This is a genomic window from Affinirhizobium helianthi (genome assembly GCF_042680945.1).
Lineage (GTDB): Bacteria > Pseudomonadota > Alphaproteobacteria > Rhizobiales > Rhizobiaceae > Neorhizobium > Neorhizobium helianthi.
In genome coordinates, this window is the sequence record NZ_JBHUEQ010000026.1 from 76,694 (window position 1) to 92,945 (window position 16,252).

A 16,252-nucleotide genomic window follows, 5' to 3' on the forward strand; every position below is an offset into this window, starting at 1 on the left:
AAATCATGAAAACTATCGTCAAGACAGCGCTTGTCGCGCTTGCCATGGGTGCCGCGAGCCTCACCACGGCTGTCGCGCAGGATGTCAAGGTAGGCGTGGATTCCGGTCCTTACCCTCCGTTCAGCTCTCCGGATGCCAGCGGCAAATGGGTCGGCTGGGAAGTGGAAATCATGGACGCGCTCTGCGCGGAAGCCAAGCTGAACTGCACCCTGACGCCGATTGCCTTCGATGGCCTGATCCCGGCCCTTAACGGCAAGAAGATCGATGCGATCATGAGCTCCATGTCGATCACCGACGAGCGCAAGAAGATGATCGACTTCTCGGACAAGTATTACAACACTCCCTCCGCCATCATTGGCCCGAAGGGCGAGAAATTCGAGCCGACGGCAGAAGGGCTGAAGGGCAAGATCGTTGGCGTTCAGGCCTCGACCATTCACCAGCGCTATGTGCAAAAGTATTTCGGCAGCGCCATTTCCGAACTGAAGGAATATCAGTCGCAGGATGAGGCCAACAGCGATCTGGCCGCTGGCCGTATCGATGCCATCCAGGCCGATCTGATTACACTGGATTCCTTCCTGAAGTCGGATCAGGGCAAGGCCTGCTGCGATCTGAAGGGCAATGTCAAGGATGATCCGGAAATCCTCGGCGCGGGTGTTGGCGTTGGCGTTCGCAAGGACGACACGGCGCTGAAGGACAAGTTCAACGCGGCAATCAAGGCTATCCGCGCGAATGGCACTTATGACAAGATTTCGAAGAAGTATTTCGATTTCGACGTTTACGGCAAGTAATCGCCTTCATCGTGGCCGAAGCCCGTCATCCGACGGGTTTCGGCTTTTCTATTGATGCGCTGCATCATGTCGCCCGCTCCATCTTCGGCAGGCGGGATATGATGCATAAGCCCGGAAAACCGGACCCATGGGCCCAACAAGTTTTGACCTGAGCCTTCTTGCCCTGTCTTCCCCCGGTTGGGGTGGCGTTTTGCTGCAGGGGCTCTGGATGTCGTTGAAGGTAGCCATCGGCGGCTATCTGCTGGGGCTGTTCATCGGTATCGGAGGTGCCGCCGGCAAGCTGTGGGGCGGCCCGATCCTGCGCGATCTTCTTGAGGTCTATACCACCGTTGTGCGTGGTGTGCCGGAACTCATCCTCATCCTTATTCTCTATTACGCAGGCACTGATGCCGTGAACCAGCTGATGGGGCTTCTTGGCCTGCCGGCGGTCGATATCAGTGGCCTTGCTGCAGGCATTTTCGTGATTGGTGTGGTTCAAGGCGCCTATTCCACCGAAGTTTTGCGCGGCGCCATCCTGGCCGTTCCTGCGGGCCAGATCGAAGCGGCGCGCGCCTATGGAATGGCCCCCTTGCTGGCGCTTCGCCGCATCACGCTTCCTGCCATGTTGCCCTATGCGATACCCGGCCTTTCCAATCTGTGGCTGATTGCCACCAAGGACACAGCGCTTCTCGCCGTTGTCGGCTTTGCGGAACTCACGCTGGTAACGCGGCAGGCGGCGGGCACCACCAAGGCCTATCTTATGTTCTTTCTGGCAGCGGGCGTGCTGTATCTCCTGGTCACGCTGATCTCCAACGTTCTCATTGGAATGCTTGAAAAGCGTGCGCGCCGCGGCATGAGCCGTCCGGAAGGTGCCGCATGAGTGAAGTGACCGGAATTCCCGCTTACGAGCCGCCGAAAGCACGCAGCCTCTTTGAGCCGCACCGTATTTTCCTGATGGCCGTCTTCGCAGGCATCGTCTTCTGCATGGCGTGGTTCATGCGCTGGGACTGGTTGCCGCAATATCAGACCCGGTTGTTCTGGGGCATCTGGGAAACGCTTCTGCTGCTCTTTTCCACCTCTATCGCCGGCTTTCTGCTTGCCGTGCCGCTTGGCCTTGTGCAGGTGACGGGGCCGAAGCCTCTGGCCTGGCTGGCACGTGGCTTCTGTACCCTCATTCGCGGAACGCCACTGCTTTTGCAGCTTTGGCTGATCTATTACGGATTGGGGTCGCTGTTTGCGCAATATCCGGAAATCCGCCAGTCCTTTCTCTGGCCCTATCTCCGGCAGGCCTGGCCTTATGGTTTTGCGGCGCTGACCATTTCCTTCGCGGCCTATGAGGGGGAGGTTATGCGCGGCGCATTTGCCGGTGTGCCGAAGGGAGAGCTGGAAGCAGCGCGCGCCTATGGCATGGGTCGCTTCACCATGTTCCGCCGCATCTGGCTGCCCCGTGCCGTGCAGCGTTCATTGCCGACCTTGACGGGGGAAACGGTTCTTCAGCTGAAGTCAACGCCGCTTGTCGCGACGATCACGGTGGTTGATGTCTATGGCGTCATCTCGCGCGTCCGCCAGGACACTTTCCTGACTTACGAGCCATTGCTGTTCCTGGCGCTGATCTATTTGATCCTGACCGGCATGCTGGTTTATGCCTTCCGCCTTCTCGAAAAGCGCATTCCGAACCGCGGAGCCTGAAGTCTGGCAGGGAAAAGCTCAAACCGCTTTTCCCGAAAAGACAAACGGGTGGCAGAAGGCATCAGGCTCCCAGCCAGAGCTTGATGACGAGGCCGACAAAGCCGACCGCAAGGACGCCGGCCAGCCACAGGCCGATGAACCAGGCGATCTGACGTGTCTTTTGCCCGGCCATCAGTGATAGCCTTCATCCGGGTTCATCTTGCCGCGGAAGACCCAGTAGGCATAGGACGTGTAGATCAGGATGGCGGGCACCAGAACGGCGGCCCCCACCAGAAGGAAGCCGAGGCTCTCATCCGGTCCGGCGGCATCCCAGATCGTCAGCGAGGTTGGCACGATATAGGGATAGAAGCTGATGCCGATGCCCGCATAGGCCAGCACGAAAAGACCGAGCGAGCAAAGGAAGGGGCGTTTATCCTTGTTGTCGCGCAGACCTGTGAGCACGCCATAAAGGCAGGCAAAGACCAGAAGCGGCACGGTAACCGTCAAGAGCGCTCCGGGAAATGCGAACCAGCGATCCAGATATTGCGGCTTGAGGAAAGGCGTCCAGACGCTGACGATGCCCATGGCGGCGACGGTTCCAAAGACGGTGAAGAAGGCGAAGTTCCTCGCACGTTCTGCCAGCTCCCCCTCGGTGCGCATCACCAGCCATGTCGCGCCGAGCAGGGCATAACCGATGACCAGCGCGATCCCTGTCAGGATGGAGAAGGGGGTCAGCCAATCCCACCAGCCACCGGCATAGGCACGGTTTGCCACCGGAATTCCCTGCACCAGCGCGCCGAGCGCGATGCCCTGCGCAAAGGCCGCAACAATGGAACCGCCCGCGAAGGCCCAGTCCCACAGCCATTCGGCCCGCTTGGTTCTCCAGCGATATTCGAAGGCAACGCCGCGGAAAATCAGGCCAAGAAGCATCGCAATCAGCGGCGCATAGAGGGCGGGCAGAATAGTGGCATAGGCCAGCGGGAAAACCGCAAGCAGGCCACCGCCGCCCAGCACAAGCCAGGTTTCGTTTCCATCCCAGACGGGGGCGACGGAATTCATCATCACATCGCGGTCGTGCTTTTGCCGGAAGAAGGGGAAGAGGATGCCGATGCCAAGGTCAAAGCCATCGAGAACCACATAGGCCAGAACGGCGAAGGCAATGATGGCCGCCCAGATGAAGGGAAGGTCAAGCTCCATGATGTGCGCCTCCGTGTCGGGTGTGGTCTTCGGTCAGAGCGGGGGCTGGCGTAATGCCAGCGCTGCGGATCGGCCCGCCGCTCAAATGTGTATCCGGGTCGCGGGGCAGTCGGCCCATCAGTCTGAGAATGTAGAAGGTGCCTGCACCGAAGACGAGGAAATAGACGATGATGAAGGCGATCAGCGACGCGGCGACCGCAGGGGCAGAAATCGGCGAGATCGAGTCCGCCGTCAGGAGATGACCGTAGACTGTGTAGGGCTGGCGGCCCACTTCCGTTGTGATCCAGCCCGCGAGGACGGCGACGAAGCCAGCCGGTCCCATGACACAGGCGAAACGATGCAGCCATGCGTTCTGGTAGAGCGAACCCTTCCACCGACAGTAAAGGCTGAAAAGCCCGAGTGCCAGCATGGCGAAGCCAAGCACGACCATGACACGGAAGGACCAGAAGACAACCGCTACGGGCGGCTGCTTTTCACGCGGGATAGTGTCGAGCCCTGCCAGCGGCGCATTCAGATCGTGCTTGAGGATGAGGCTGGAAGCTTTCGGGATCTCGAGCGCGTAATGCATGCGCTGGTTCTCCTGATCGGGCAGTCCGAAAAGGATGAGCGGCGCGCCGTTCGGATGGCTCTCGAAATGACCTTCCATCGCCATCACCTTGGCGGGCTGATGCTCCAGCGTATTCAGCCCGTGGGCATCGCCTGCCAGAATTTGCAACGGCGCAACCGCGGAAATCATGCCCATGGCCATGGAAAACATGGTTCCCGCCCGCAGAGGTGCCGTGCGGCGCAGGAGGTGCCATGCCCCCACACCGCCGACCACCAGCGCTGTCGTAAGATAGGCAGCAAGCACCATATGCGTGAAGCGGTAGGGGAAAGACGGGTTGAAGATGACCGCCCACCAATCGGCAGGCACAAACTGGCCCTGGTCGTTCATGGCGAAACCGGCGGGTGTTTGCATCCAGGAATTCACCGCAAGGATCCAGACCGCCGACATCAGCGTGCCGAGCGCGACCATCAGGGTTGCGAAGAAATGCAACCCTGGCCCCACACGTTTGCGGCCAAACAGCATGACACCCAGAAACCCGGCTTCGAGGAAGAAGGCGGAGAGTACTTCATAGCCCATCAAGGGCCCGATCACCGGCCCTGCCTTGTCGGAGAAGACGCTCCAGTTGGTGCCGAACTGGTAGGACATCACGATCCCCGAGACGACGCCCATGGCGAACGCAATGGCGAAGATGGTTTTCCAGAAGTCGAAAAGCTCGATGTAGATCTGCTTTCTGGTCCAGAGATGAAGGCCTTCCAGCACAGCCAGATAGCTCGCAAGTCCGATGGAAAAGGCGGGAAAGATGATGTGGAACGATACTGTGAAGGCGAACTGAACTCGCGCCAGCATTGTGGCATCGAAATGCTCGAACATGTCGGCTCTCTTTCCGGCCGGAAACTTGCGATCGGCCTCTTGGGAAAGTATTTAACCGCAAGCTGAACTTCGGCAATGGTCAGTTTCGTCGCATGACGATGTGAGCCAGTTTGAAGCGCCCTAAAGAAAGGGCGCCTCCGGGAAAGGAGGCGCCCCGAGGGGGGGAGGTTCTATGACGCTGTCGCGAGGCGCTTGCGCATTGCGACAGCCAAAGAACTGGCAAGTGTGCGGTTGGTTCCAGAGGACGGCGATATTCTTCGGGGAACATTGGTCCCGGGGACTGGTTTCAAAACCGTGTCAGTTCATCAGGAGAACCAACATGAGCGAATCCGTTCAAACGACCGATCACAAGGAAATCCGTGGCTGGATCGAGAAGCGTGGCGGCCATCCCTCCCGGGTCAAAGGGGCAAAGGAGGGCGGTCTGCTGCGTGTGGATTTCGGCGCGCCGGAAGAAAATTTGGAGAAGATCGAGTGGGACGATTTCTTCTCCATCTTCGACGAGAACGAGCTGAGCTTTCTCTATCAGGACAAGACAAAGGACGGAAAGACGAGCCGTTTCAACAAATTCGTTTCACGCCACTGATCGGGAGATCGGCCATGCAAGGCAACAAGACGCATCAACAGCAGCGTGCGATTATCGAGAAGCGGGAAAACACCGCCAATGCGGATCCCGATTTCGATGCGCGCGCGGATCTGGAGCGCACGCCGGAAGCGCGGGAAGCCTTCCGCAAGGGCGAGAGCATCAACCCGCAGGTGGGTGAAGTGTCCATGCATGACGATCCCGGCATCATTCGGGGCGTCAATCAGGAAAGCCCGCACCGTAAGGGTTGAGCCTTCATATCGTCACATCGGCAATCAAAGGCAGATGATCGGAGGCGAGGCGGGTCGCGTCATTGCGCACGGCTTTCGCCTCCACGATTTTCGGCCCGTTGGCCACAAAAATATGATCCAGCCTCAGGAGTGGAAAGCGTGACGGAAAGGTTGGATCGGGAAGCCTGCCGGTCTGGCTTTTCGAATCCGCCATGGCTGCGCCCAGTTCGCGATAGGGAGCAGAGGAGGGGATGGAGTTGAAGTCGCCCATGAGAATGGCTGGACGGCCGCGCAGGGTGGGATGACCGATCCAGTGCGGTCCGAGAAGTTCGCGGGCTTGCCGAAGGCGGTCACGCCGCAACAGGCCGAGATGCGTGTTGATCACCTGGACCGATGTATCCTGCACATCCACTTCTGCCCATAAAGCGCCGCGAGGTTCGCCGTAGGATCCAAGGGCCGCGGCCTTCACAAGCCGCATGGGCAGCGCCGTCATCAGCGCGTCGCCGTAAAGCTCTTCTTCCAGATGCAGTGCCGGGTGAAAGTGGAAATCCATCTTCAGGCGCAAGGCGATGGCTTCAGCCTGATCGATGCCTCCGCTTCGCCGACGGCCGACATCCAGTTCCTGCAGGCCGATAATATCCGGATTGAGGGATGCGATGACATCGGCCACGCGGCCGGGGTCCAGCCTTCTATCCGTGCCCACACAACTGTGAACATTGTAGCTGAGGATTCGAATGGTCCGGTGATGGGTGGGGGACGTAGAGAGGATGGGTTCGTTCATGACGCGGGGAACCCGTTTGCACCGCGTTTCGTTCCCTCAGCACTGATTATCGAAAGCCAATCCCCGGCTGAAGAAGGGCGAGGACATCTCGTGACGCGGCAACTCTTCCGAATTCTGATCTTTCTGGTCATCTGCATCGCTCTCGTTCTCGTCTACCGGAGTTTGAGCCGGTATAGCCTTGAGGAAGTGACAGACTCCTTATCGCAGATCCCGCTGTCCCGGATCGTCAGCGGGTTTGGCTGCGTGCTGGCGTCCTATGTCTGCCTTTCCCTCTTCGACTGGCTGGGGCTGAAATATGTGGGCAAGCCGCAAAGCTATCCCCGTGCGGCGCTGGCTTCCTTCTGCGCTCTCTCCATCGGGCACAATGTTGGCGGTGCCGCGCTCTCCAGCGGGGCCGTGCGGTATCGCTTCTATACGCGCTGGGGACTGACCGGCGACGAGGTGGCCAAGGTCATTCTCTTCTGCGGTGCCACCGTTCTGTTGGGGCTGAGCATGCTGGCGGGACTGGCACTTATCCTGATGCCGCCGACGGGTGAAACGATCCTGCAACTGGAACCATGGCCGCGCTTCTGGCTGGGCATTGCCTTTCTTGCCTATCCTGTTGCCTATGTGCTTGCCTCGCTGCGCTGGCGGCCACCGCTGAAATTCCGCAGTTTCCGCATGGAGATGCCAACGACCGGCATGTGCCTTGCGCAGATTGCGGTGGGAACCGTCAATTTCGGCTTCGTCGCGGCAGCGCTGCACCAGCTTCTGTCGCCCTTTACCGATGCCGGATACCTGCAGGTGGCCTCGGCCTATGTGACCGCGACCATTGCTGCAATGCTGAGCCACGTGCCGGGAGGGCTCGGCGTGCTGGAAGCGACGATGCTGGTGCTTCTGCCCGCCGGTGCCTCGATTGGCGCGCTGGTGGCATTCCGGGTGCTGTATTATTTCGTGCCGCTGTTGATCGGCGGGCCCCTATTCCTGCTGACGGAGATCCTGGCTCGCCGCAATGGCCCCAAGAATGAAGAGGTCTCAGGTAAAGCTGCGCATCAGGCGTGACAGAGCCCAGCGCGTGCCGACCTTCAACTGGCGATAGGGCCAGAAGGGACGGCGCGGATCGACCAGTGACGTGCCGACCAGTGAATCCGTTTCGCCGTTCAGGACATCGACATCGAACTGGCGCAAGCCTCGTGGCTTGACGTTCAGAAGGTCGATCGTGCGGATCAGCGATCCGGTTTCATCGAGGGTCTGTGCCACGATTTCCGGTGTCGTTTCCAGATGTTCGGCAATCAGATCATTGCGAAACCGCACAATGGCCTGCCGATTGGCTGCATCGGCCGGTTCGAAAGCGAGGTCCGACTCGGTATCCAGCCCCTCGGAGCGGTTGTTGAGATTGGATGAGCCGACACGGACAAATCGGTCATCAATGATGACCACTTTGGCATGAACGACGATCTCGCGCTCCTTGTCTTCCTCATCCTGTGTGACGGCGTAGAAAACGCGAAGGCGGCCGTAGCGGTCATGCCGTTTGAGCCGGCGCAGAAGCCGCGTCCGATTGTGGCCCATCATCACCTTTTCAAGAAAACCGTGCGATTCCCGCGTGACCAGGATAACCACTTCCGGTCCGTTTGCTTCCTGCAGGCGGTCGATGATCGTGCGGGCGACATTGAACGAAGCCAAATACTGGGATTCGAGATAGATATGCCGTTTGGCTGCATGCAGCGCGTCATGCGTCAGCTGGATCGCCTCGCGACGTCCCTTTCTTCCGTTCCAGCGAAGCGGCTCGGTCAAGGCCAGCGCGGCGGTGCAGTGGGTGAGGGCGGGGGCAAGATCCTGCGGCCACAGTGCATCGGGCTCGCCGGAAACAGGCTGAAGGCTTTCCTTGCGCGCCCATTTCCACCGTTTGCGGCAGGCGTCCCCCACCATTTTGGCAGCCTCCCCGGAGACGATGGATTGCACGTCGTGAACCGGGCCATAGCAGGTTCCATCGGGAGAGCAGCGCAAGGGGTTCGGCAGGGCGTGACGCCGATCATCCCAGCGCCTCGCGGTCAGATCGATCCCGCCGAGGAAAGCAACCGCGTCGTCCACGCAAACCATTTTCTGGTGATGGCTTGCCCGCACCGGATGGCGGAAGTCGAACTCCATCGTGATCCGCGAGTGGTCGTTCCAGCCGCTCTTCTTGAAAAGCTTCAGGCTCTTGCCCGAATAGATGGGGCCCATGCCCCAGACGAGAATGTAGACCTTCAGGTCATTCTGCGTATCCACGCGCTGGCGCAGGATCTGCCCAAGGGTCGGGCTGCCGGGAATTTCCGGTCGCAAGCGGATATTGGGGTTGAAATCCCATCCGACAATGAAGATCGACTTGCGTGCCTTCAGAAGAACCTGTTCGAGACGCCGATAATAGTCCGCTCCATCGACGAGAAAGGCCGCTCTATCGCAGCGGCTGCTGCGCCAGGCATTCCGGCCCGGGCGAATGATGTCTGCCCGCATCTGCTCTTCCGATACTGTTGCCTTTGACGAGAGATCCACGTTGCTACCCCTGAAACATTTTCTCGAAAACGCACTTGGCCGCGCGCGGGTTCCCGCGGCGGCCTCAATGCTTCACAGGTGACTGGATCAGTTGTCCGCCTGGATCGGCGGTTCACGCGTCTCATCCGGGTTTGGAACGGGGTCTTCGTCCGGAAGACGATCCGGTTCCGGCTCCTGGATCGGCGGTTCGGGTGCCCAGCCGGGAGCTGGCATCGGAGGCTGCTCGCTTGGTTCCCGTGGGTCAGACATGCATGGCTCCTTCCGTTCTGGTGTGTTCTCCACAACACGAGCCATACGCTTTGGTTCCCCCATCTTGCGCCGGGCTTCTTGCAAAAGGCAGGGTGCGGCCCACATGCAGGAGGAGGAAGCGGCCAAGGAGAGGAGAGAGGTTATGACCCATGCTAAAGATCACTTTGCCAAGTGGCTGAGCGATGCCCATGCTCTTGAGCTGCAATCCATTGCCCTGCTGAAAAGCCAGATCGCGCGTATCGAGAATTATCCCGATCTGCGTGAGAAGATGATTGAGCATCTTGCCAATAGCGAAGGGCATGAGAAGGCGCTTCGCGGACTGATGGAGCGTTTTCCCGGCGCGCAATCGTTGATCAAGGACGTGGCTGGGCGCTTGTCGGCAACCGCGCAGGGGCTGACGGGCGCCTTTTCCGCAGACGAAATCGTCCGGACCTGCATGAATGCCTATGTCTTCGCCCATGAAGAAGTTGCCAGATACAAGGTATTGCTGGCGGCTGCGGATGAGCTGGGAGATTCCACCGCCGTTGCCGTGTGCGAACGCATTCTCTCGGAAGAAAAGGCCATGGCCGACTGGTTGGAGCTTTATCTGGACGGCGTCACGCGTCTTTATCTGATGCGCGACGAACGAGACCTGCTCGCCAAGCGTTGAGAGGCACAACATGTCGCGCAAAAGTGTGAAGCGGTTTTGCGAGAACGACATGCGCCACGGATGGCGGCAGGCCGCGATGTCACGCAAAAGCGTGAGACGCGAAGCTCGCGGCTCGCGTCATCAGGTCACCTCAGTCGTTCGTTCAATTCCTGAGGATCGCGAACGCCTGTCTGATAAAGCTCGATGATCTGCGCTGCCAGATTGCTGGCGGCTGTGGGGTCATTGTCCATTCCACGGCGCTTCAAGGCGTCGTTGAACACGTCCTTCAGGAAGGACAATTCCTGCGGTTCGATGACTGTGGTTTCAGAGGATATCTGCATCTTTGTCACCTCCGTGCTGGAGGGGCGAAAGCGATGTCGTCTTCCAGCCGCCGATGCCCTGTCAATCAGTCGACGGTGAATTCAGGTTACGCTTAAATGCAGTAAATGCAAGTGGGCGCCGCCTCACGAAAACGTTCTTGCGCGAGGCGGCACGCGGTATTGGTCACATCCGGTTCAACTTAGCTTGTTGGCTTCGTGGTCCTGATATTGCTCCGTCTGAACTGCCTTGCTGTCGAGGCCGCGTTCGCGGGAATGCTGGGCCTTGTCCCGGTTGGAAAGCACCATGTTTTCGTTGAGCTTTTCCTTTTCGATATCGGTCATGGCCCCGGTGCCTGTGCCTTTGCCCTGTGCGCTTGCACCCATGTGCTTGGAGCTGGCATTCGCCATTTCTCATTCTCCTTCGTATTGTTCACGAAGATCAAACCGGGCAGGACGGATTTTGATCCCGTTTCACGCCGCTTGCGGGTTGCACTTTCGGTTTGTCACCCACCGCCGCAGCAGGGATTGTGTGGACAGAATGCCGATGAAGGCGGCGTTATCGCGGAAACCTGCCAGAGGTGCTCTTTCTGCCTTGCGGCATAGCTTTGCCACGGCAGAGGGGTCGAACAGACCGCCTGTCGCAAGGGCGTCCGGTGACAGGAGATCAGCCACGAGCGCTCGTCCGAAATCCCCCTGAAAGGCCGCGCTATCGGGTGCGCGATAGGGCTGTTTCGGCCGGGATTGAATTGATTGCGGCAGCAAGCCTTTCGCCATTTCCCTCAGCAGAGGTTTTTCGGTGAGCACCTTCATTTTGAGGCTTGGCGGAAGCTCCGCGGCAAATTCCATCACACGGTGATCGAGATAGGGAAAACGTCCCTCCACGCCATGTGCCATGGCCATGCGGTCGCCCTGAGCAGAGAGAATATAGCCGGGCAGCAGATAGCGCGCTTCCAGATATTGCGCCTGATCCTGCGGGTGCCAATGCTTGAAATCATCCGGCAGAAGCTCGGTCAATTCCGCCGCCGCATCATAGTCCTTGAGCTTGTGTCGCAAGGCTTCGGAGAAGAAGATCTTGGTGCCGCCGGTATTGCGCATGCGGGGCCGGTGGGAGAACAACGGATCGTCCAGCCGATCCTGGCCCACGCCAAAGAAGCTTGCGAGATAGCTTGCCGGTTGGCTCTGAAGTCCGTGTAGATAAGGGTAGAGGCGGCGGAAGAGGAGAGCCCGGCGCTGTGATTTCGGCTGGCTGGCGCAGAAGCGGCGTAGTCGTGCTTCCTTGAAGATATCGTAGCCACCGAAAATCTCATCCGCGCCTTCGCCGGTCAAAACCACTTTCATGCCAGCTTGCTGCACCAGACCCGACAGCGCATACATGGGGGCAGGGGCAGTCCGCAGGATCGGTCTTTCGCATAAGCCCACAACCTGTTCGAAACGATTGGCGATATCCTCCAGGCTGCACGTGATGCTGCGATGCCGGGTGCCAAGCGCTTGCGCCACCTGTTGCTGAAAGCTGCTTTCGTCATGCTCGTGGCTATCGAAGTTGACGGAGAAGGTATTGAGTGGCCCTTGGCTCAAGGGAGACGCCAAGGCGCAGATAAGGGAGGAATCCAGCCCGCCGGACAGATAGGCGCCTACCGGAACATCGGCCCGCAGGCGCAGGCGGATAGCATCCTCCAGCAGCGCTCTTGCCTGCTCGCATGCCTGATGCATGGGCACTGCAGGCGCAATGTCGCCCAGACGGGGATAGGTCAGCTGCCACCAGGCCCGCGTGGTGGTCCGCCCGTCTTCCACAATCATCATATGGCCCGGCTGCAATTCCTGAATGCCGTCAAAGGCCGTTCGCTCACCCAGCGTCGTCCAGAGAGTGAAAATCTGTTCCATGGCGATGGGATCGATGCAGGGCGTAACTCCCGGCAATTCGAACAGGGCCTTGATTTCCGAGGCGAAGGCGATGCCCTTGCCATGCTGCATGAAGAAAAGCGGACGCACGCCGATGCGATCGCGCGCAAGAAGCAGGCGCTTTGTGCGCGAATCCCAAAGCGCAAAAGCGAAATCGCCGTTGAGATGGCGCAGGCAATCTTCTCTATATTCAGCATAGAGTGCCAGAATGACTTCCGTATCGCTGGCTGTGCGGAAAACATGGCCCCGCTGGCGCAGGTCTTCCCGCAATTCAATATAGTTGAATATCTCACCGTTGAAGACGATTGTGAGATGACCATCGATACTGTGCATCGGCTGTTGTCCGTCGCCGAGGCCCACAATGGAAAGGCGCACATGGGCAAGGCCCAGCCCATCTGCCTCACGCAGATCGAAGCCGCGTTCATCCGGTCCCCGGTGGGCAATCGCATCCGCCATGCGAGTGAGAACCTGGTGTCCCTCCGCTGGATCGATATCCGCCTTCAGGTAGCCAGCAAAGCCGCACATGCGTCTCTCCATCCTGCTTCATAAGGTTGCGGGCAAGATAGGTGGAGAACCCTAACAAAAAGCGGGCAGCTGGCCTGCTGGCGCTGACTGCAGTTAACAAGCACTTGTCTGGTGCGGGTAATTGCGCCAACCTCACTTTGAGCGGGGGGAGGATCGGCTTGGGGAAGCGTTATCTGGCGGCATTCATCGCTTTCGTCGTTCTGGGCGTTGTGTTTGCCGTGCACGGCGGGAACAGCATCAAGCGCGGCTATCTGGACGAGGCGGCCATGCAAGGCGGCACGACGCTACGTCTGGCCGTGGCTGCACTTGAGGGGCATTTGCGCCGCTATGAAGCACTGCCAGCGCTTATTGCGGATCAGCCCGATATCGAGGCGCTGATCCTCGCGCCGAACGATCCGGTGCGACGGCATGCCACCAATCTCTATCTGGCAAACATCAATGCGCTGCTGAGTTCCTCCGACATCTACATGCTGACGATGGACGGAGAGACGATTGCAGCCAGCAATTTCGATCTGCCGACCAGCTTTGTCGGACAGAATTTCAGCTATCGGCCCTATTTCCAGGAGGCGGCGGAGGGGAAGCAATCGCGTTTCTACGCGTTGGGCACCACCTCTGCCAAGCGCGGCTATTACTTCTCGTCTCCGATTGAAATTGGCGGCAAGATCCTGGGCGTCATCGTCTTCAAGGTGGATATCGACACTCTGGAAGCCTCCTGGGTGGGCGGCGATTCCCGGATTTTTGTGTCGGACCCGGAAGGCATCATCTTCATGACCGGCACGCAGGACTGGCTCTATCATTCCCTGCTGCCGCTGACGAAGGAGCGGCTGGAGAGAACGTCGGCCTCGCGGCGCTATTCCGATGCCGACCTCAAGCCGCTGGCTTTCACCCGGCGCGTGGAGGATGGCCACGAATTGATGAGCATTCCGGAATCGGGAAGCTTGCGGGAATATCTGGTCCTTTCGCAGACGATGCCGGAGGCAGGCTGGACCGTGAATGTGCTGACCGACACCGCCTCTGCCCGCGCCCAGGCGCAGACTGTTGTGATTGCCGGACTTCTTTTGCTGTGTCTGGCGGGCCTCGGTTTTGCCATCCTCATGCAGCGGCGTGCGCGGCTTGCCGAACGTATGCATATGCAGGAAGCGGCGCAGGTGGAACTGGAACGACGTGTGGAGGAGCGCACCTCCGATCTGGCGCGGGTGAACCGTCGCATCGAGGAGGAGATTGCTGAGCGCCGCGCAACGGAACAACAGCTGCGGCAAACGCAGGCCGATCTTATCCAGGCGGGCAAGCTTGCGGGTCTTGGCCAGATGTCGGCGGCGCTTTCGCATGAATTCAATCAACCATTGGCGGCTGCAAAAACCTATTCCGATAGCGCCGAGGTGCTGATCGAGCGGGGGCGTCTCGATGAAGCCCGCGACAATATCCGCCGTATTTCGGCGCTGATCGACCGGATGGCCTCCATTTCCCGGCACCTGAGAAACTTCGCGCGCAAGCCGAATGAGAAGCTCAGCGCGGTGCCCCTGGATGAGGTGATCCGCGACACGCTGGAAATTGTCGCAGCGCGGCTGAAAAGTGCCGGAGCCGAACTATCGGTTCAGATGGACGAGCCTGTTCCGCTGGTTCTGGCCGGTTCCATCCGCCTGCAACAGGTGCTGGTGAACATCATCACCAATGCCGCAGATGCCGTGGAAGGGCTTGAAGACCGGCGCATCGACCTCTCCGGCAAGACTGAAGGGGGGCGGGTTCGCATTTGCGTGCGCGACCGCGGCCCCGGTGTGCCGGAAGCAATTCGCGAGCGCATTTTCGATCCGTTCTTCACCACGAAAGGGGTCGGCAAGGGGCTGGGACTTGGGCTTTCGATCTCCTATAACATCGTCAAGGATTTCGGCGGCAGCCTCAGCGTCGAGGCGCATGCGCAAGGCGGGGCCGAGTTTCTCATCGACCTTGCCAGTGCCGGCGCCTGCCTTGATCAGGCGGCAGAATAACATGGAGACCTATGCAGCGCGTTCTGTTGGTGGATGATGAAGAGGAATTGCGGCGTTCCACGGCACAGGCGCTGGAGCTTTCCGGTTTCAACGTGCAGACGCTATCCAGCGCCGAGCAGGCGCTGGAGCTTGCGGGCTATGCCTTCGATGGGGTGATCGTCAGCGATATCCGCATGCCGGGCATGGATGGCATGACGTTGATGCAGCGGGTGCGGGAGCTGGATTCGGAAATTCCCGTCATTCTCGTGACGGGCCATGGCGATGTGCAACTGGCGGTGAAGGCCATGCGCGAAGGGGCCTATGACTTCATCGAAAAACCCTTCTCCACCGCGCATCTGGCGGGGGTGTTGCGGCGTGCTCAGGACAGGCGAAGTCTCGTTCTCGAAAACCGGCGGCTGCGGGCCGTGGCGGGTAAGCGCGATGATCTGGAAACACGCCTGCCGGGCCGCACACAGGTGATGATCGATCTGCGTTACAAGATCCGTGCCATTGGTGCCGCCGATGCCGATACGCTGATCATCGGGGATACCGGGGTTGGCAAGGAAGTGGTTGCTCGTGCGTTGCACGATGTCAGCGCCCGCGCCAATCGTCCCTTCATCGCCATCAACTGCGCATCGCTGCCGGAAACCCTGATCGAAAGCGAGCTTTTCGGCCATGAAGCCGGTGCCTTCCCCGGTGCTCTTCGCCCGCGCTATGGCAAGTTCGAACATGGGCGGGGCGGTACGATCCTGCTGGATGAAATCGGCTCCATGCCGATCGATCTGCAGGCGAAATTCCTTCGCGTGCTGCAGGAGCGCGTCATTACACGGCTTGGTTCCAACGAGCCGGTCGGGCTGGATGTGCGCTTCATCGCCACAAGCAAGGTGGATCTGGAGGCGGAGGTGGCCAGCGGGCGCTTCCGTGCCGACCTGTTCTATCGGCTCAATGTGGCGACGCTGCGTGTTCCCTCGCTGGCGCAGAGGCGTCCGGATATTCCCTTGCTGTTTTTGCAGTTGGTGCGGGAAGCCTGCGCGCGCTACGGCCGCGATGACATGGATGTGCCACAGGAGGTGATTGCCAGCGTGGCCGACAAGGATTGGCCGGGCAATGTGCGCGAGTTGCGCAACGCTGCCGATCGCCTGGTCCTGGGGCTTGAAATGTGGCCCGGTGACGGTGGCGCACTGGTGAAGCCGCAAAGCGGGCGGCTGGCAGACCGCGTCGCGGCCTTCGAGCGAAACATTCTGGCAAGTGCGATCGCGGCGCATGGCGGGGCGTTGAAGCCGGTCTATGAACAATTGGGAATCAGCCGCAAGACGCTCTACGAGAAGATGCAGAAATACGGGCTGGACAAGAAACTTCTCTCGCCCGAAAGCCTTCGCGAACTGGACGAGTAATCCGGCTCCTCGGATGGGTGGATTTCCACCCGTGGTTTGAAAGCCTGTGTTTCGCAATCCACCCATCAGGGCGGCAAAGGTGTATCGGCAGGTTAGCAAAGTCGAATGCTGCCGTTGAAGCA

17 protein-coding genes are annotated in these 16,252 nt (G+C 59.6%); 9 read left to right on the forward strand and 8 right to left on the reverse strand.

Going from position 1 to position 16,252, the window contains the following annotated elements:
* The first annotated feature begins 5 nt into the window (after positions 1–5).
* The 3 genes from ACFSE1_RS14805 (at position 6) to ACFSE1_RS14815 (ending at position 2,456) form a co-directional block, all read left to right on the forward strand.
* Positions 6–788, forward strand: a complete 783-nt coding sequence (locus ACFSE1_RS14805; RefSeq protein ID WP_377402943.1) for a transporter substrate-binding domain-containing protein — start codon at positions 6–8, stop codon at positions 786–788.
* A 127-nt stretch (positions 789–915) separates the two neighbouring features.
* Entirely contained in the window at positions 916–1,647 is a 732-nt protein-coding gene (locus ACFSE1_RS14810; RefSeq protein WP_377402945.1) for an ABC transporter permease, read from the forward strand.
* Positions 1,644–2,456 (forward strand): ABC transporter permease, encoded by an 813-nt coding sequence (locus ACFSE1_RS14815; protein ID WP_377402947.1) that lies wholly within the window; start codon positions 1,644–1,646, stop codon positions 2,454–2,456. The genes ACFSE1_RS14810 and ACFSE1_RS14815 overlap by 4 nt, the downstream gene beginning before the upstream one ends.
* Positions 2,457–2,627: 171 nt before the next feature.
* Here the strand turns inward: ACFSE1_RS14815 and cydB are convergent, their stop codons facing one another.
* Positions 2,628–3,632: a cytochrome d ubiquinol oxidase subunit II gene (gene cydB, locus ACFSE1_RS14820; RefSeq protein WP_377402949.1), complete on the reverse strand. Its 1,005-nt coding sequence runs from the start codon at positions 3,630–3,632 to the stop codon at positions 2,628–2,630.
* Positions 3,622–5,049, reverse strand: coding sequence for a cytochrome ubiquinol oxidase subunit I (locus ACFSE1_RS14825; protein ID WP_377402951.1), 1,428 nt, complete (start codon positions 5,047–5,049; stop codon positions 3,622–3,624). The genes cydB and ACFSE1_RS14825 overlap by 11 nt, the downstream gene beginning before the upstream one ends.
* A gap of 319 nt (positions 5,050–5,368) precedes the next feature.
* On the opposite strand from ACFSE1_RS14825, the gene ACFSE1_RS14830 reads away from it, so the two are divergent.
* Positions 5,369–5,632 carry a hypothetical protein gene (locus tag ACFSE1_RS14830; RefSeq protein WP_377402953.1) on the forward strand — a complete coding sequence of 88 codons (264 nt, stop codon included), beginning with the start codon at positions 5,369–5,371 and terminating at the stop codon, positions 5,630–5,632.
* 14 nt (positions 5,633–5,646) lie between these two features.
* Positions 5,647–5,880: a hypothetical protein gene (locus tag ACFSE1_RS14835; protein WP_377402955.1), complete on the forward strand. Its 234-nt coding sequence runs from the start codon at positions 5,647–5,649 to the stop codon at positions 5,878–5,880.
* A 4-nt stretch (positions 5,881–5,884) separates the two neighbouring features.
* Here the strand turns inward: ACFSE1_RS14835 and ACFSE1_RS14840 are convergent, their stop codons facing one another.
* Positions 5,885–6,640 (reverse strand): endonuclease/exonuclease/phosphatase family protein, encoded by a 756-nt coding sequence (locus tag ACFSE1_RS14840; RefSeq protein ID WP_377402957.1) that lies wholly within the window; start codon positions 6,638–6,640, stop codon positions 5,885–5,887.
* A gap of 90 nt (positions 6,641–6,730) precedes the next feature.
* Between ACFSE1_RS14840 and ACFSE1_RS14845 the strand changes: the two genes are divergently transcribed.
* Positions 6,731–7,681, forward strand: coding sequence for a putative bifunctional lysylphosphatidylglycerol flippase/synthetase (locus ACFSE1_RS14845; RefSeq protein ID WP_377402959.1), 951 nt, complete (start codon positions 6,731–6,733; stop codon positions 7,679–7,681).
* Here the strand turns inward: ACFSE1_RS14845 and ACFSE1_RS14850 are convergent.
* On the reverse strand, positions 7,655–9,151 hold the full coding sequence (locus ACFSE1_RS14850; protein WP_377402961.1) for a phospholipase D-like domain-containing protein: 1,497 nt from the start codon (positions 9,149–9,151) through the stop codon (positions 7,655–7,657). The two genes, ACFSE1_RS14845 and ACFSE1_RS14850, sit on opposite strands and share 27 nt — an antisense overlap.
* An 87-nt stretch (positions 9,152–9,238) precedes the next feature.
* Positions 9,239–9,400 (reverse strand): hypothetical protein, encoded by a 162-nt coding sequence (locus ACFSE1_RS14855; protein ID WP_377402963.1) that lies wholly within the window; start codon positions 9,398–9,400, stop codon positions 9,239–9,241.
* Positions 9,401–9,542: 142 nt separating this feature from the next.
* Here ACFSE1_RS14855 and ACFSE1_RS14860 point away from each other — a divergent pair, with 142 nt between their 5' ends.
* On the forward strand, positions 9,543–10,049 hold the full coding sequence (locus tag ACFSE1_RS14860) for a ferritin-like domain-containing protein (RefSeq protein ID WP_377402965.1): 507 nt from the start codon (positions 9,543–9,545) through the stop codon (positions 10,047–10,049).
* A gap of 125 nt (positions 10,050–10,174) precedes the next feature.
* Here ACFSE1_RS14860 and ACFSE1_RS14865 read toward each other — a convergent pair whose 3' ends face one another.
* The 3 genes from ACFSE1_RS14865 to asnB all read right to left on the reverse strand — a co-directional run bounded on the left by ACFSE1_RS14865 (position 10,175) and on the right by asnB (position 12,772).
* Complete coding sequence (locus ACFSE1_RS14865) at positions 10,175–10,369, reverse strand: hypothetical protein (RefSeq protein WP_377402967.1); 195 nt, start codon at positions 10,367–10,369, stop codon at positions 10,175–10,177.
* A 174-nt stretch (positions 10,370–10,543) separates the two neighbouring features.
* Positions 10,544–10,756, reverse strand: a complete 213-nt coding sequence (locus ACFSE1_RS14870) for a hypothetical protein (RefSeq protein WP_377402969.1) — start codon at positions 10,754–10,756, stop codon at positions 10,544–10,546.
* 63 nt (positions 10,757–10,819) lie between these two features.
* Positions 10,820–12,772 (reverse strand): asparagine synthase (glutamine-hydrolyzing), encoded by a 1,953-nt coding sequence (gene asnB, locus ACFSE1_RS14875; RefSeq protein ID WP_377402971.1) that lies wholly within the window; start codon positions 12,770–12,772, stop codon positions 10,820–10,822.
* Positions 12,773–12,930: 158 nt separating this feature from the next.
* Between asnB and ACFSE1_RS14880 the strand changes: the two genes are divergently transcribed.
* Both ACFSE1_RS14880 and ACFSE1_RS14885 read left to right on the forward strand, forming a co-directional pair.
* Positions 12,931–14,757: a sensor histidine kinase gene (locus ACFSE1_RS14880; RefSeq protein ID WP_377402973.1), complete on the forward strand. Its 1,827-nt coding sequence runs from the start codon at positions 12,931–12,933 to the stop codon at positions 14,755–14,757.
* 11 nt (positions 14,758–14,768) lie between these two features.
* A complete protein-coding gene (locus ACFSE1_RS14885; RefSeq protein ID WP_377402975.1) occupies positions 14,769–16,130 on the forward strand; it encodes a sigma-54-dependent transcriptional regulator in 1,362 nt (453 codons plus the stop codon).
* Positions 16,131–16,252: the final 122 nt, after the last annotated feature.

Coding starts and splice junctions, on each gene's coding strand:
- cydB (WP_377402949.1), bottom strand. CDS start 3,632: ATGGAGCTTGACCTTCCCTTCATCTGGGCGGCCATCATTGCCTTCGCC.
- ACFSE1_RS14825 (WP_377402951.1), bottom strand. CDS start 5,049: ATGTTCGAGCATTTCGATGCCACAATGCTGGCGCGAGTTCAGTTCGCC.
- ACFSE1_RS14885 (WP_377402975.1), top strand. CDS start 14,769: ATGCAGCGCGTTCTGTTGGTGGATGATGAAGAGGAATTGCGGCGTTCC.
- ACFSE1_RS14830 (WP_377402953.1), top strand. CDS start 5,369: ATGAGCGAATCCGTTCAAACGACCGATCACAAGGAAATCCGTGGCTGG.
- ACFSE1_RS14855 (WP_377402963.1), bottom strand. CDS start 9,400: ATGTCTGACCCACGGGAACCAAGCGAGCAGCCTCCGATGCCAGCTCCC.
- ACFSE1_RS14840 (WP_377402957.1), bottom strand. CDS start 6,640: ATGAACGAACCCATCCTCTCTACGTCCCCCACCCATCACCGGACCATT.
- ACFSE1_RS14865 (WP_377402967.1), bottom strand. CDS start 10,369: ATGCAGATATCCTCTGAAACCACAGTCATCGAACCGCAGGAATTGTCC.
- ACFSE1_RS14810 (WP_377402945.1), top strand. CDS start 916: ATGGGCCCAACAAGTTTTGACCTGAGCCTTCTTGCCCTGTCTTCCCCC.
- ACFSE1_RS14805 (WP_377402943.1), top strand. CDS start 6: ATGAAAACTATCGTCAAGACAGCGCTTGTCGCGCTTGCCATGGGTGCC.
- ACFSE1_RS14835 (WP_377402955.1), top strand. CDS start 5,647: ATGCAAGGCAACAAGACGCATCAACAGCAGCGTGCGATTATCGAGAAG.
- asnB (WP_377402971.1), bottom strand. CDS start 12,772: ATGTGCGGCTTTGCTGGCTACCTGAAGGCGGATATCGATCCAGCGGAG.
- ACFSE1_RS14860 (WP_377402965.1), top strand. CDS start 9,543: ATGACCCATGCTAAAGATCACTTTGCCAAGTGGCTGAGCGATGCCCAT.
- ACFSE1_RS14815 (WP_377402947.1), top strand. CDS start 1,644: ATGAGTGAAGTGACCGGAATTCCCGCTTACGAGCCGCCGAAAGCACGC.
- ACFSE1_RS14870 (WP_377402969.1), bottom strand. CDS start 10,756: ATGGCGAATGCCAGCTCCAAGCACATGGGTGCAAGCGCACAGGGCAAA.